Origin of the sequence: Dietzia timorensis, from assembly GCF_020742175.1 — a bacterium.
GTDB classification, from domain to species: domain Bacteria; phylum Actinomycetota; class Actinomycetes; order Mycobacteriales; family Mycobacteriaceae; genus Dietzia; species Dietzia timorensis_A.
The window spans coordinates 1-14395 of sequence record NZ_DYXM01000239.1 but is presented as its reverse complement, the minus strand read 5'-3'; the positions used below and the strand labels follow the sequence as shown (position 1 = coordinate 14395).

The following is a 14395-nucleotide window of genomic DNA, read 5'->3' as shown; positions in this document are numbered from 1 at the left end:
GGCAGAGTACGAGGTATGAAGGATCAGGTCCCACGGGGTCGGCTCGACCTCGTCGACGTTTTGACGACCACGCGATCGGTCCGGTTACGGCTGCGCTTCGATCTCCCCGTGGCGCGCGAGGACATCCACGACTGCCTTCGGATCGCAGCGCAGGCCCCGACCGGTGGAGGGACTCTCAAGGCGCACTGGATCGTCGTGCAGCACGAGGCATCCGTGGCTGCGCTGGGGCAGATTTATCGCAGGCTATGGCACTCGAGGTTCGGCGAAGCCGTCGCCGGAGTGCCCCCGGAGGATCTGCCCGCGGACGTGCGCAGCGCTTTGCACCTCGCGGACAATTTCGGTCGGCTGCCTGCGGTGGTTCTGGGATTTGTCGAGGCCCCTGACGAGCCACCGGGTAACCAGGCATCGTTGTGGTCCTCGCTTCTTCCGGCGGCGTGGAGTTATTCGCTCGCGGCGCGAGACCGCGAGCTCGTCACCGCATGGACGACGACACTCAACGACGCGCCGGAGGAGGTCAAAACGCTATTCGACGTGCCCGACGGATTCACGTTGGGCGTAGCCTTGCCGACGGCATACCCTGAAGGGCAAGCATTCAAGCCCGCAGCCAGGCACGGATGGCGCGAGCGGATCCACGACGAAGGGTGGTAGTCGGTGCCGAACGAAAGTGCGGCCGGTAGCGCCCGGCGGACTCGCCCCAGCAGCGCCGTCGGACCCCGCCACCGCGCGCCGATCCGCCGGCCGCCGCGATTTTCCTTGCACCGCCTCCGCGCGGAATGGCCGCTGGCGATCATCCTCGCCGGCATCGTCATTTCACTACTGCTCATGGTCTTCGACCGCTGGCGCCGCGGTGCCTTCGCGCTCGGCGTGGTCGCCCTCCTCGCCGCGGTCCTGCGGGCCGCGCTGCCCCACACGAAGGCGGGCCTGCTCATCGTCCGCTCGAAGGCATTTGACGTCGCATTCCTCGCGGTCATCGGTGCCCTCGTCATCTGGCTGTCACTGTCGGTCGATTCGCTCGGCACAGGATAGACGGCGCCGGCGGGCACGAGGCGCGGAGAGCGCACCGGAGGCGCTGTGGGTTCAGGATTCGGCGAGTTCGAGGGTGCGCGTCAAGAGCGGCCCCACGACGTCCTTCTCGGTGAGGAAGCCGTCGTGCCCGGCGTCCGAGGGAATCACCGCGAGCGGATCGGCGCCGGGGAGGAGCTCGGCGAGTTGCTCCTGTTGGCGGAGCGGATACAGGCGGTCCGACGTCACACCTCCGATGACGCACGGCACGTGGCAGCCCGCAAGCGCCGCTTCGACGCCGCCGCGGTCAAGCCCAACATCGTGGCGGTTGAGCGCATCGGAGAGCAGCACATAGGTGCACGCATCGAAACGCGTGACGAGCTTCGAGGCCTGATGGTCGAGATACGACTGCACCGCGTAACGACCGGCCGGACCGAACGCGGCGCCGCGCGGTTCCTCGCCGGGCTGCGCGCGATTTTCGAAGCGCTCGTCGAGCTCTTCTTCGCTGCGATAGGTCAGGTGCGCGATCCGTCGCGCGATACCCAGGCCCTGCACCGGCACCTGGCCGGTGCCGTGGTAGCCGCCGGCCTGCCAGTTCGGGTCCGAGGTGATCGCCATGATCTGCGCGGTCTGGATCCCGATCTGGTCCGCGCTGGCCCGCGCGCCGACCGCGAAGACGCACGCCGCGCGCATGCGGTCGGGGTGGCTGACCATCCATTCGAGTGTCCTGGCCCCGCCCATGGATCCACCGATGACGGCGGCGAGCTGATCAATCCCGAGTATGTCGCACAGGGCGAGCTCCGCCGCGACCATGTCGCGGACGGCGACGGCAGGGAAACGGGCACCCCAATAGTGTCCGTCCGGGTGCAGCGAGCTCGGCCCCGTAGTACCTCGGCACCCGCCCAAGACGTTTGTAGAGATGAAGCAGTATTTGTCCGTGTCCAGCGGCAGGCCGGGGCCGAGTAGCCCGTTCCACCATCCGGGCGTCGGGTGTAGTGGGTCGACGGGACCTGAAACATGCGAGTCGCCAGTCAGCGCGTGCTCGATGAGCACCGCGTTCGACCGGTCCTCGTTGAGCCGCCCCCACGCCTGTAGAGCGATGGTGACGCCGGGCAGCACGACCCCGGAGACCAGCTCGAGTTCGCCTATCGAGATATGGCCGAGCTCGCCGTCCTCGCCCGGAAGGGCGACGGGCGGCGAGCTCGGTGACACATCAGGAGTGGACAAGGCGAAGCGGTCTCTTTTTCTCGTCGGTACGGACTTGGCGTGAGCCTGCTACAGCGTGGCGAATCCGAGCTCGAGGTCGGCGAGGATGTCATTGACATCCTCGATACCGACCGAGAGACGGACCGTCGCGGCGGAGACGCCGATGGCCGAAAGAGCGTCCTCGCTGAGCTGCGAGTGCGTCGTCGAGCCCGGGTGGCACACGAGCGAACGGACATCGCCGATGTTGACCAGGCACGAGTGCAACTTGAGCGCGTCGATGAACGCCCACGCCTTCTGCTTGGCCTGCTCGGCGTCCAGCCCCTCGGGAAGCGCGAGGTCGAAGGTGACGATGGCGCCCGCGCCCTTGGGCGAGATCTCCTTCTGGATGCCGTGCCACTTCGACGACTCGAGGCCCGCGTAGTTGACCTTGGCGACGTCCGAGCGCGCCTCGAGCCACTCGGCGACGGTCTGGGCGTTGGAATTGTGGCGCTCGACGCGCAACGACAGGGTCTCGAGCCCCTGGGCGAGTGTCCACGCGTTGAAGGGGCTCGCCGCAGCACCGGTGTCGCGGAGAAGGGTGACTCGCGCCTTGAGCGCGAGTGCCGGGGCGCCGAGGTCGGCGTACACGGCGCCGTGGTACGCCGGGTCGGGCTGGGTGAAGCTGGGGTAGAGGTCCTCGCCGTCGCGCTGCGCGCGCCAGTCGAACTTGCCGCCGTCGACGAGAACACCGGCGATCGAGGTGCCGTGCCCGCCGAGGTACTTGGTCGCCGATTCGACGACGACGTCGGCGCCGAGCTCGATCGGACGGATCAGGTACGGCGAGGCGACGGTGTTGTCGACGACGAGCGGGATCTGGTTCTCGTGCGCCACGCGCGCGATCGCCGGGATGTCGAGCACGTCGTTGAGCGGGTTTGAGATCGACTCGGCGTAGAACACGCGCGTGTTCGGCTGGATCGCCCGCTCCCAGGCGAGCGGGTCGTCCGGGTCGTCGACGAATGTCGTGGTAATCCCGTACTTGGGCAGGGTGTGGCGCAGCAGCGTCTCGGTGCCGCCGTAGAGGCGGGGCGAGGCGACGACGTGTCCGCCGGCCTGCGTGATCGTCTGGATCGCAGCCGTCTCGGCGGCCTGACCGGATGCGAACAGCAGTGCAGCGACGCCGCCTTCGAGCGAGGCGATGCGATCTTCGGCGACCGCCGTCGTCGGGTTGGTGATGCGCGTGTAGATCGGGCCGAGCTCCTCCAGCGCGAAGCGCGCGGCGGCTTGCTTGGCATCCTTGAACACGAAGCTCGTGGTCTGGTAGAGCGGCAGCGCGCGTGAGCCGGTGTCGGAATCCACGGGCTGGCCCGTGTGGATCTGGCGGGTCTCGAACCCCCAGTTTTCGTTTGAATTGTCGTACGTCATGGCCGTGGCCCCTTCCTCGTCATACTTATACGGTGGGGCCCGCCCGCGCCGACGCTCCAGAGGATATCGCTTGGCATCACGCCCGATGGGGCGGAGAAGCCACGTTCTCTGGCGTGTCTACATGCGGACCCGCGCTTGCTACCACCGATACCCGAATTCTCGCGAGTGTGCCGAAGCTAACGCGGCGCTCGCCCGGGCAGGTAGAGCCAGGTCGTCTCCCGGGGCACCCCACCGCGGTGGAGGGTTGCCGCTCAGCAAGCCGGGGCTTTTCGCTGAGTCTCATGACCTACCGGTCATGTTAAGGCCAGCATGATGTGCGCCGCAACGTCGGCCCCTGATAGGAGCCCGGAGCACAAGGAAATCGGCATCGTTCAGCCATTCCTGGTAAATCTCAATGGGGAGGCGATCTGCCCGCAGTGCGTAAAATGGATCATGCGTAAACTGAGGGAAGCGTCATGTAAACGTTATTTGTGACTCATGAGGCCCCGACCCGCGGGCCGTTAACGCCGACACCCAGGCGTGTACGAGTGGAAAGCGAGACTTAATGTCCAAAATCAAGGTTGAAGGAACCGTTGTCGAGCTCGATGGCGACGAGATGACTCGTATCATCTGGAAGTTCATCAAGGACAAGCTGATTCACCCTTACCTCGACCTCAACCTCGAATATTACGACTTGGGCATTGAGAGCCGGGACGCCACCGACGACCAGATCACGGTCGACGCGGCGAATGCGATCAAGAAGCACGGCACGGGCGTCAAGTGCGCGACCATCACGCCGGACGAGGCGCGCGTGGAAGAGTTCGGCCTCAGCCGGATGTACCGCTCGCCGAACGGCACGATTCGCAATATTCTCGGCGGCACGATCTTCCGTGCACCGATCATTATCGACAACATCCCGCGCCTGGTCCCGGGGTGGACCAAGCCGATCATCGTCGGCCGCCACGCGTTCGGCGACCAGTACCGCGCCACCGACTTCAAGGCGCCCGGCGCCGGTACGGTCACCATCACGTACACGCCGGACGACGGTAGCGAGCCGATCGAACACGAGGTCGTCAAGCTGCCCGAGGACGGCGGCGTCGTCATGGGCATGTACAACTTCAACAAGTCCATCGAAGATTTCGCGCGCGCGTCGTTCAACTACGGTCTGCAGCGCAATTACCCGGTTTACCTGTCCACGAAGAACACCATCCTCAAGGCCTACGACGGCCAGTTCAAGGACATCTTCCAGGACGTGTTCGACCGTGAGTTCAAGACCGAGTTCGACGCGGCCGGCCTCACCTACGAGCACCGCCTCATCGACGACATGGTCGCCTCCGCGCTCAAGTGGGAAGGCGGCTATGTGTGGGCCTGCAAGAACTACGACGGCGACGTCCAGTCCGACATCGTCGCGCAGGGCTTCGGCTCGCTCGGCCTGATGACCTCGGTCCTGCTCACGCCGGACGGGCAGACCTGTGAGGCAGAGGCCGCGCACGGCACCGTCACCCGCCACTTCCGCCAGCACCAGCAGGGCAAGCCGACCTCCACGAACCCGATCGCCTCGATCTTCGCGTGGACCCGCGGCCTCGACCACCGCGGCAAGCTCGACGGCACCCCGGAGGTCCGCGAGTTCGCCGGCAAGCTCGAGGACGTCGTCATCAAGACCGTCGAGTCGGGCAAGATGACCAAGGACCTCGCGCTTCTCGCCGAGGGAGACCAGGACTACCTCACCACCGAGGAATTCCTCGCCGCGATCGACGAGAACCTGCAGGCCGCGTTCCGCTAACGAGCTTCTCGTCCGGTCGCGCGCGCCTCGCGACCAGCACACTCCTGCCGCCCCCCGAATCCACGATCGGATTCGGACCGGGGCGGCAGTGCGCATTTCGGGCATAGAGTCGAGGCATGCCGAAATTCGCCACCGCTGACAGAGCCGACCGAGAACAACTCACCACGTTCCTGCGCGGCGCGCACCACGCAGTTCTCATCACCCACCGAGCCTCCGGAGGGCTCCAATCCTCGCCGGTGACGTGCGGCATCGACGAAGCCGGCCGGCTGCTCATCTCCACCTATCCACAGCGCGCCAAGGCCACAAACATTCGCCGTGACCCCGCCGTCAGCCTGTGTGTCATGTCCGAGGACTGGAACGATCCGTACGTCCACGTCGACGGAACCGCCGAAGTACTCGATCTTCCCGAGGCGCTCGACCCGTTCATCGAATACTTCCGCTCGATCTCCGGCGAACATCCGGATTGGGAGGAATACAAGGAGGCAATGGCCAAGCAGGGCAAATGCCTCGTCCGCGTCACCATCGATTCGTGGGGGCCGATCGCGACCGGCGGCTTCCCGCCCGAGCTCGCCGACTAGCGGCGCTCCCATTGCTCCCTCGTGAACAATGTTAGTGCCCGTTAACGCGAAGTTGGCTCGGTGTTGGCATTAGCTATCTAAGCTCCCGCTTAATGTTCGTGTGAGGAGCCTGCGTAATGCCGAGTACGTTTCTTGTCCGCCGTGCGGGAAACACGGAAAATTCCCGGTATGACGGCGGACGTGCCGCGCGCCCGGCAGGGTCCGTGTTCGCTGCCGGCGTCGTCGGAGCGGTGCTCCTGGCGTGGGCAGCTGCGTTTGCTCCGATGGCGACGGCGCAGGGGGATCAAGCGGACGACTCGGGCGGCGAGTCCCAGGCGGCCATCGTCATGGATGCCTCCTCGTCGATGCTTGAGCCGGATGAGGGCGGCACCCGGATGGACGTGGCCAAGCGCGCGGCGACCGAGCTCGTCGATTCCCTTCCCGAGACTGCGAATGTCGGGATGCTCGCCTATGGCACCGGGGTCAGCGACGCCCCGGAGAATCAGGAGCGCGGGTGTGAGGACATCCGCACGCTCGCGCCTGTTGGCCGCGTCGATAAGGATGGATTGAAGAGCGAGATCGACGGTCTGCAGGCGCAGGGCTACACGCCTATCGGCAACGCGCTCCGCGTAGCAGGGGACGAGCTTTCCGGCGAGGGCGAGCGCTCGATCATCTTGGTCTCCGACGGCATAGACACGTGCGCTCCTCCGCCTCCGTGTGAGGTCGCGAAAGAGCTAGCAGGCGAGGGCATCGGTCTAGCCGTGCACGTCGTCGGATTCAAGGCTGACGAGGCCACGCGGCAAGAGCTCGAGTGCATTGCGGGGGAGACCGGAGGTTCCTACCGCCAGGCCGATGACGCGGCCGCACTCACCGAGTCGCTGAAGTTTCTCACCCAGCGCGCGATGGAAACCTACGAAACCGCCGGCACCGAATTCGAATTTGCCGACAACCCCGACGAGGCGAAGTACCTCGGCGAGGGTTTGTATCAGACCGAAGTCACCACCCACGCCGGGTCCGCGAGCGAAGCCGAAGAGCAGTTCTTTCGCGTCGCCGTGCCCGAAGGCATGCATGCCCGGGTCGCTGTGACCCCGCTACCGCTGATCAACGAGAACAGCGTACGCGGAGGCCAGGGAGTCGGAGCCCGACTCGACGGTGTCAACGAATCCGATTCCGATTGCACGGGCCGGGATCGATCGACATACGGCTCGACCCAGGCGGGCGGATTCAATTCGGCGGAGTCGGCGAGCCTCTATATCGATGGTGATGATGTGGACGGCTGTGCGATGGACGAGTGGGCGGTTCAGGCGCAATTCAGCTCTCTAGACCTGGGCGGCGACTCGCGCCCGGAGAATATTCCCGTCGAGGTCTCGGTCCAGTTCGAGCCCGCCCTCACAGATGAGGAGGTCGCAGCTCTGCCCGCCGGCAGCAGCGGAAGCGCGCCGGAACTTTCCGACCTGCCTTTGGCCGAACCACGTCCTGTGTCCGGCGGCAACAGCTTCGGCAATGCGACGGCTATCACCGAGGGAACGTACTCGGACTCGATGGTCCCCGGCGAGACCCGTTACTACAGCTTTCCTGTCGAGTGGGGTCAGCGTCCACAGGTGACATTCAAGGCGCCACCTTCGGTGCGGGACACAAACGAGAACATGGGAATCGGGATATTCGGGCCGATGCGAAATGACGTCGCCGACGAGACATTGCACTTCTACGATGAAGAGAAGACAAAGAACGTCGCCGTCGACCGAAGCATCGAATACAGCAACCGCTTCGAAAACGAGGGCGGCAAGGATCGCGCCCTCGCCGGGACCCACTACGTGGCTGTGTCGATGAGGGTCGACTCGCAGGACCCGGGAGGGATTGAGCAGCCCTTCGAATTCGCCGTCGCCGCGCCGGGAGAGCCGTCGGAGGGCCCCGACTGGGAACCGCTGAATGAGCCCGGTCCCGAGCCCGCGGACACTCCGCCGTCATCCAGTGGCGCGGCGCATTCCGAGCCCGCAGATGGGACGGACTCCGTGAACGACAACGATGTGGCGGCTTCTGCGGCCGGCGACGACGGCGGCACGAATATGTGGCTAATTGTGGGCGGCGGGATCATCGCGGCCGTTGCCGCGGTTGCGGCGTTCGCCGCGGTGCTGCTGTCGCGCGGGAAGCGTCGCAACGCCGCCGACGGGCGATGGGGTCAGCCGGGTCAATACAGATCTCAGGGGCCTCAGGGGCCCCAGGAGCAGCAAGGACCGCAGGGGCACCAGGGTTTCAACGGTTACCCGGACCAGCACGGATCGCGATAGAGGAGTTCGGGCCGATTCGGTAACCGGCGCGGCGCAAATGCATTAACTTAAGTGCGTGCTTAACCTCTCGCGGCGGTCGCGGACCGTCAAGACCGTATTCGTAGTTTTGGCTTCCGTTGCCTTGGCGCTTCCGGCCACGGCCGCGGCCCTTCCTAATCCGGCGACCTCCTCGGTGGCTCCCGACCCTTCGGTGCTGCGCGCGCCGGACGGCTCGTTCCACGTCTACGCCTCCTCGGACAACTGGGACGACGGGGCGGGCTACCGGATGATGCCGCACTTCCGTTCCTTCGACCTCGTCGAGTGGCAGTACGTCGGCGACGCGTTCGACCAGGCTCCCGCGTGGGCGCCCGAGGGGTCGTTCACCTGGGCCCCGGATGTGCACGTCATCGACGGCGAATACCGGATGTACTACACGACCGGCGGGGCGACGCCGTGCATCGGCATGGCGACCGCACCGAGCATCGACGGCCCGTGGACGGACCTTGGCCACGCCATCGTGTGTATGGGGGATGGCTACGACCCGGCCTTGGACCCCATGGACCCGTTCGTCGACTTCTCCGGCGACGCGCCAGTGATGTACATGGGCAATTTCGAGGGCGTGCACGCCGTCGAGATGAACGCAGAGGGCACCGCTCTCACCGGAGATGCCGTCGAGGTGGCGGGGGAGGGCTTCGAGTCTCCGCTGCTCGTTCAGCGGAACGGGATGACACACATCTTCCTGTCTTCCGGGAACTGCTGCACCGGTGAGGCAAGCCAGTATCACGTCGTCGCCGGACGCGGTGAAGGTCCGCTCGGCCCGTTCGTCGACCGCGAGGGACGCGACCTCCGCGACGGAGGCGGGGACACCGTGCTGGAAGGTAATGCCCAGTGGGTCGGCCCCGGCCATCCCGATGTCGTCACCGATGACGCCGGACAGGACTGGATGCTCTACCACGCCGCACCACGCGGCGCCGCGACGTTGCCCAACGGCATCCAGCGCCGCCAACTTCTCGTCGACCGGCTCGACTGGGTCGACGGGTGGCCGCGCATCGCCGACGGCTCCCCGACGACGAACCGTCCCGCCGACCCCGAGGTCTCGCTACCTGTGCGCCTGGATCGGCGCGGCGACCTGCAACTTACGCGCATGGAAGGCGACCGCGTCATCGACGTCCCGGCCACGCTCGCCTCGACGGGAGACGCCTTCGGCGGATTGGTGTGGGCGACTCTCACCGGGCCGGACAAGCAGCCGGTGCGTGTCCCGATCCGAACTGCGGACGCGGACGTGGCCGAGCAGGCCGTCGGTGTCGAGGCGGGGCAGTCGCTGGCGCCGGACTATTCGCTCGTGCTCCCCGAAGGACTGGCCCCGGGACAGTACGAGCTGGCCCTGCACATCGGCGGGCAGGCCGGCGTCGCTCAGGAAGCGGCGGTATACGGGGTGCGCATAGACGAACGCGGTATCCCGGTTCCGGACCCGCTGGGATCGCTCCCGGTCGGTTCGAACTTCCTCGACATCGGTTCGCTGAGTAGCGCGGCCGGCTCGCTCGGCGGCTAGTCCTGCGCGACCGAGAGCGGAGGCAGGTCGGGAAGGATTTCGATGACCGCCGTCACACTCGGGTGGTCTGATCGGGTGGGGTAGACCGGAGCGGCTAGCGAAGCACAGACGGGCGGTCCTAGCGTTGCCGGGTGACCGAAACCCAAACGCCCTCCAGTGCCCTGTCGCCCGCCCGTCTCGCCATCGCGATCGCCGCGTTGGCCATGGGCGGTTTCGGCATCGGTGTGACCGAGTTCGCGTCCATGGGTCTGTTGCGATCCATCGCCGACGGATTCGGCACCACCGAGGCCTCAACAGGCGTAGTGATCTCCGCCTACGCGCTTGGCGTGGTTATCGGTGCGCCACTGCTCACCATCGCGGCGGCGCGCATGCGGCGCAAGAATCTGCTACTCGTTCTCGTCGCCCTCTTCATCCTCGGCAACGGGCTGTCCGCATTGGCGCCGTCGCTCAACCTGCTCATCGCGGCACGCTTCCTCGCCGGGGTGCCGCACGGCGCGTACTTCGGCGCGGCCTGCCTCGTCGCCGCGGCCATGGCGGGAAAGGGGCGCGAGGCGCGCGCCGTGTCCTTGGTAATCCTCGGCCTGTCCGTCGCCAACGTCGTCGGCGTGCCCGGAGCGACATTCCTCGGCGACGCTGTCGGCTGGGAGTGGGCGTTCGGCGTCGTCGCCGCGATCGGCGCACTGACCTTCGTCTCGATCGCCGTCTTCGTCCCGAACCCGGCCTCCCTCGAAACGGTGTCGGTGAAGGACGAACTCTCCGCGCTGCGCCAGCCGCAGGTGCTCTACACGCTCGCGATGGGCGCCGTCGGGTTCGGCGGACTCTTCGCCATCTACTCCTACATCCAGTGGACGATGGTCGAGGTTTCCGGAGTGCCGCGCGAGGCGATGCCCGCGGTGCTCGCGGTGTACGGCGTCGGCATGGTGATCGGCGGACTCATCGGCGGGGCGCTCGCCGACCGCAACCTGGAACGCACGGTCCTCTACGGCATCGCCGTCATGGCGGCCATGCTCGCGGTGTTCTACCTCGCCACCCCCAACGCGGTGACGTCGGTGATCGCGCTCTTCCTCGTGGGCCTGTCCTCCTCGGCCGTGATTCCCGCGCTCCAGACGCGCCTGATGCAGTGGGCCGGCCGTGGACAGACACTCGCCGCGGCGCTCAACCACTCGGCGCTCAACACCGCGAACGCTCTCGGCGCGTGGCTCGGCGGTGTCGTCATCGCCGCAGGCTGGGGATACCGCGCGCCGGCAGTGGCCGCCGTCGGTCTCGCCCTCGGCGGCCTGGCGATCGCGGTGCCCGCCGTCATCCAGGCGCGAAAGGCGCGAAGCGCCGCGCCTGGTTCGTCCACGGACGCGGCACCGACCGGACGAGTATCCGAGGTGGAGGTGCTCGGAACCGAGCACTGAAAAGCCAGATTTCCGGGCGGGGGATTTCGCTTGATTTCACTGGCTAAAAGTCGCCGAATGCGTGATGATTGATGCATCAACTTGGCCTGGTCTGGTCGAGAGGCATCACGTAGAGGTCGAGCGATAAATGCACAACGATGTCAATGGGCGCGGCCGCGGGGACGGCACGCGTGAGTACCGGAGCCAGAACCCGAATTCGGCGCCGCTGTGGGGGCCGCAGTATCCGTACGATCAAAGGTCGCAAGTCGGCACAGGGGCCGGTGTTGCGCGCCGCTCAACGCTGCTTGCCGTGCTGATCTCCGTGCTCGCCACACTCGTCGTCGTAGTCCTCGCCGCCGGGCTGTTGTGGTGGACGTTCCGCGACCAAAGCGTGGAGGCGGCGCCCGGCGGCGAGCACTTCGAGCTCACCGACATCGAGGTGCCCGGACGCGAAGCCGCGCTCGAAGCTCAGGGCGAGTCGGTGCCCGCCGCGTCGACCGGCGCATCCGAATCCGCCGCTGCGGGACGGCCGGCGGCTCCGTTCCCCGGCGCACTCACCTCCGTGCCGGCGACAGGGGGAGTGGAGGAGGTGTCCTCGCTGCCATGCGACGGAAGGTACGTGTTGATCACGGCGTCGATCCTCGACAACACCCCGGACCCCGCCGGGCAGATCTCGGCGGCGTTGGCGATGGCGCCCGGCGATTCGATATTCCTCATGCCCGGCGCCTGCCCCTCTCTGCGCGGCTTCTACCAGGGTGGGAACGTGTACCCGGTGCTCATCGACTACGGCTTCGACGCCGCTTCGGTGTGCGAGGCCGCGAAGCGCGGCGGCGGGAACGCACGCATCCTCAGCGATCGATTCGAGTACCTCTCGCCCTGCTAGCGGCGCGGTCTGCGATGCCGATGGTCGGACCCTGTCGCTAGGGTGGTGGCCATGAGTCTCAAGGTCGCATCGGTCAACGTCAACGGAATTCGCGCTGCCGTCAAGCAGCGCAACGAACGCAACCCCGGCATGCTCAGCTGGCTGCAGTCCGCTGACGTCGACGTGGTCTGCATGCAGGAGGTCCGCGCGACCGAGGAGCAGGCGACCAAGGCGCTCGAGCCCGCGCTCGAGGACGGGTGGCACCTCATCGTCGCGCCCGCCGCCGCCAAGGGGCGCGCCGGTGTGGGGATCCTCTCTCGCGCCGAACCCGAGGACGTCACCATCGGTTACGGCGACCCCGAATTCGCGGACTCCGGTCGCTTCATCGAAGCGGTGTACCCGGGTGCGAAGAAGGGCGAAAAGGTTCGTATTGCGAGCCTCTACCTTCCGTCCGGGTCAACCGGAACCCCTAAGCAGGACGAGAAGGAAAGGTTCATGGCGACGTTCTGGCCGTTCCTCGAAGAGCGCGCGAAGGCGAGCCTCGCCGGCGAGGCTCCGGAGATGCTCGTGTGCGGCGACTGGAACATCGCCCACCAGGAAGCGGACCTGAAGAACCACAAGAACAACCACAAGACCTCGGGCTTCTTGCCGGAGGAGCGGGAGTGGCTCACCGGCGTGCTCGGCGAGGGCACAGGCTGGGTGGACGTCGTTCGCTCGCGCCGGCCCGACGAGGTCGGCCCGTACTCGTGGTGGTCTCAGCGTGGCAAGGCTTTCGACAACAACGCCGGCTGGCGCATCGACTACCACATGGCCACCGCGGGACTCGCGTCCCGAGCGGTCGCGGACCGCGTCGACGCCGCGAACGCGTACGACGAGCGCTGGTCCGACCACGCTCCGGTGGTCGTCGACTACAAATAGGGAATCGCCGTCCGCCGTCAGGACTGGGCGTTAGGCGTTTTCGAAGCACGATCCAACCCGCGCGAGCGGGCGTGAAAGAATGGACACCATGACTGAACCAACCACCGCGCCTGCGAAGAAACAGCGCGTCCTGTCGGGCATCCAGCCCACGGGCGATTCGTACCACCTCGGCAACTACCTCGGTGCGGTGCGACAGTGGGTTGGTCTGCAGGACGATTACGACGCGTTCTACTTCATCCCGGATCTGCACTCGATCACGATTCCCGGTTGGGATCCGAAGGAACTGCGCGAGCGCGTGTACCGTGGCGCGGCGCAGCTGCTCGCAGCCGGTATCGATCCGCAGCGTTCGGTGATGTTCCTGCAGTCCCACGTACCCGAGCACGCGGAGCTCGGCTGGGTCCTGCAGTGCATCACCGGCGACGGCGAGGCCCGCCGGATGACGCAGTTCAAGGACAAGTCGGCCAAGCAGGGGCAGGACAACACGACCGCCGGGCTGTACGCCTACCCGATGCTCATGGCCGCCGATATTCTTCTCTACCGTCCGCAGCTGGTGCCGGTGGGTGAGGACCAGCGCCAGCACCTCGAGCTGGCACGCAATCTCGCCCAGCGCTTCAACTCGCGGTTCAAGAAGACGTTCGTGGTGCCCGAGCCGAAGATCCTGCCGAACTCGGCGAAGATCTTCGACCTGCAGGACCCGTCGGCGAAGATGAGCAAGTCGGGATCCAACCCCAAGGGTTTGATCAACCTACTCGACGATCCAAAGACCACGGCGAAGCGGATCAAGAGCGCCGTGACGGACAACGATGGGGAGATTCGCTTCGACCGGGAGAACAAGCCGGGAGTGTCGAACCTTCTCGTCATCCAGTCCGAGCTCACCGACACACCGATCGACACTCTCGTCGAGCAGTACCAGGCTTCGGGCGCCCAGTATGGCGCGCTCAAGGGCGATACGGCGGACGCTGTCGAGGCGTTCGTCGTGCCGTTCCGCGAAAAGTTCGAGGAGTTCCTCGCCGACCGGGCGGAACTCGAACGGATCCTGGATGACGGCGCACGCCGGGCCCGCGAGGTGGCCGGCCCGGTTCTCGCGCAGACATACGAGCGCCTCGGCCTCGTCGCAGCCAAGGGTAACTAGGTTCTCTCAAGCGATCGGGCGCGCCACGGGATACGGTCGGCGTGCCCGTTCTGCTATTTCGCGGTACGCGCCGCACTCCGGCTGGCCAAGGCAATGAGACCGAGCGCTAGCACTCCGAACCCCGCGGCGACCGGTGGGAGCGCTCCGACACCCACTGTGCCGAGAAGTATGCCGCCGGCTGCGCCGCCGGCGGCGACGCCGAGGTACGTGCCCGAGGTGTTCAGTGCCAATGCCTGTGGCGCCACCGGTCCTGCGAGCGCGTGCAGGCGTGCCTGGATCGCGGGCGAGTTCCAGAACGCCATACCTCCCCATATCGCGGTGAATGTGAGCACGAGTGGAAGCGGCACCGGTCGC

12 protein-coding genes, 1 pseudogene and 1 riboswitch are annotated in these 14395 nt (G+C 66.4%); of the genes and pseudogenes, 10 read left to right on the top strand and 3 right to left on the bottom strand.

What is annotated here, in order from left to right; translation table 11 throughout:
- The first annotated feature begins 15 nt into the window (after nt 1-15).
- Nucleotides 16-648, top strand: a complete 633-nt coding sequence (locus tag K8V11_RS12465; RefSeq protein ID WP_303914808.1) for a nitroreductase family protein — start codon at nt 16-18, stop codon at nt 646-648.
- A gap of 3 nt (nt 649-651) precedes the next feature.
- Nucleotides 652-1026: a DUF3017 domain-containing protein gene (locus K8V11_RS12460; RefSeq protein WP_303914805.1), complete on the top strand. Its 375-nt coding sequence runs from the start codon at nt 652-654 to the stop codon at nt 1024-1026.
- Between the two features lie 51 nt (nt 1027-1077).
- On the opposite strand, the gene K8V11_RS12455 is transcribed toward K8V11_RS12460, so the two are convergent.
- Together K8V11_RS12455 and K8V11_RS12450 are read right to left on the bottom strand one after the other, a co-directional pair.
- Nucleotides 1078-2229, bottom strand: a complete 1152-nt coding sequence (locus K8V11_RS12455; RefSeq protein WP_303914802.1) for a homoserine O-acetyltransferase — start codon at nt 2227-2229, stop codon at nt 1078-1080.
- A 48-nt stretch (nt 2230-2277) separates the two neighbouring features.
- Nucleotides 2278-3609 (bottom strand): O-acetylhomoserine aminocarboxypropyltransferase/cysteine synthase family protein, encoded by a 1332-nt coding sequence (locus tag K8V11_RS12450; protein WP_303914799.1) that lies wholly within the window; start codon nt 3607-3609, stop codon nt 2278-2280.
- Nucleotides 3610-3735: 126 nt separating this feature from the next.
- A riboswitch (SAM riboswitch) is annotated at nt 3736-3896 on the bottom strand.
- A 257-nt stretch (nt 3897-4153) separates the two neighbouring features.
- On the opposite strand from K8V11_RS12450, the gene K8V11_RS12445 reads away from it, so the two are divergent.
- The 8 genes from K8V11_RS12445 to trpS all read left to right on the top strand — a co-directional run bounded on the left by K8V11_RS12445 (nt 4154) and on the right by trpS (nt 14041).
- Nucleotides 4154-5371 (top strand): NADP-dependent isocitrate dehydrogenase, encoded by a 1218-nt coding sequence (locus K8V11_RS12445; RefSeq protein WP_303914796.1) that lies wholly within the window; start codon nt 4154-4156, stop codon nt 5369-5371.
- Nucleotides 5372-5487: 116 nt separating this feature from the next.
- Nucleotides 5488-5949 carry a PPOX class F420-dependent oxidoreductase gene (locus K8V11_RS12440; RefSeq protein WP_303914793.1) on the top strand — a complete coding sequence of 154 codons (462 nt, stop codon included), beginning with the start codon at nt 5488-5490 and terminating at the stop codon, nt 5947-5949.
- 116 nt (nt 5950-6065) lie between these two features.
- Nucleotides 6066-8216: a VWA domain-containing protein gene (locus K8V11_RS12435; protein WP_303914791.1), complete on the top strand. Its 2151-nt coding sequence runs from the start codon at nt 6066-6068 to the stop codon at nt 8214-8216.
- 55 nt (nt 8217-8271) lie between these two features.
- Nucleotides 8272-9747: a family 43 glycosylhydrolase gene (locus K8V11_RS12430; protein ID WP_303914788.1), complete on the top strand. Its 1476-nt coding sequence runs from the start codon at nt 8272-8274 to the stop codon at nt 9745-9747.
- Nucleotides 9748-9878: 131 nt separating this feature from the next.
- On the top strand, nt 9879-11150 hold the full coding sequence (locus K8V11_RS12425; protein ID WP_303914785.1) for an MFS transporter: 1272 nt from the start codon (nt 9879-9881) through the stop codon (nt 11148-11150).
- A gap of 127 nt (nt 11151-11277) precedes the next feature.
- Nucleotides 11278-12012, top strand: coding sequence for a hypothetical protein (locus K8V11_RS12420; protein WP_303914783.1), 735 nt, complete (start codon nt 11278-11280; stop codon nt 12010-12012).
- A 51-nt stretch (nt 12013-12063) separates the two neighbouring features.
- Nucleotides 12064-12909, top strand: coding sequence for an exodeoxyribonuclease III (locus K8V11_RS12415; RefSeq protein ID WP_303914780.1), 846 nt, complete (start codon nt 12064-12066; stop codon nt 12907-12909).
- Nucleotides 12910-12988: 79 nt separating this feature from the next.
- Nucleotides 12989-14041, top strand: coding sequence for a tryptophan--tRNA ligase (gene trpS, locus K8V11_RS12410; protein WP_303914777.1), 1053 nt, complete (start codon nt 12989-12991; stop codon nt 14039-14041).
- A gap of 53 nt (nt 14042-14094) precedes the next feature.
- Here the strand turns inward: trpS and K8V11_RS12405 are convergent.
- A pseudogene (locus K8V11_RS12405) lies at nt 14095-14395 on the bottom strand (MFS transporter); the annotation flags it as partial.

Bases quoted from the DNA above. Each gene is read 5' to 3' on its own strand.
- K8V11_RS12465 (WP_303914808.1), top strand. From the start codon at position 16: ATGAAGGATCAGGTCCCACGGGGTCGGCTCGACCTCGTCGACGTTTTG.
- K8V11_RS12450 (WP_303914799.1), bottom strand. From the start codon at position 3,609: ATGACGTACGACAATTCAAACGAAAACTGGGGGTTCGAGACCCGCCAG.
- K8V11_RS12445 (WP_303914796.1), top strand. From the start codon at position 4,154: ATGTCCAAAATCAAGGTTGAAGGAACCGTTGTCGAGCTCGATGGCGAC.
- K8V11_RS12440 (WP_303914793.1), top strand. From the start codon at position 5,488: ATGCCGAAATTCGCCACCGCTGACAGAGCCGACCGAGAACAACTCACC.
- K8V11_RS12435 (WP_303914791.1), top strand. From the start codon at position 6,066: ATGCCGAGTACGTTTCTTGTCCGCCGTGCGGGAAACACGGAAAATTCC.
- K8V11_RS12420 (WP_303914783.1), top strand. From the start codon at position 11,278: ATGCACAACGATGTCAATGGGCGCGGCCGCGGGGACGGCACGCGTGAG.
- K8V11_RS12415 (WP_303914780.1), top strand. From the start codon at position 12,064: ATGAGTCTCAAGGTCGCATCGGTCAACGTCAACGGAATTCGCGCTGCC.
- trpS (WP_303914777.1), top strand. From the start codon at position 12,989: ATGGACACCATGACTGAACCAACCACCGCGCCTGCGAAGAAACAGCGC.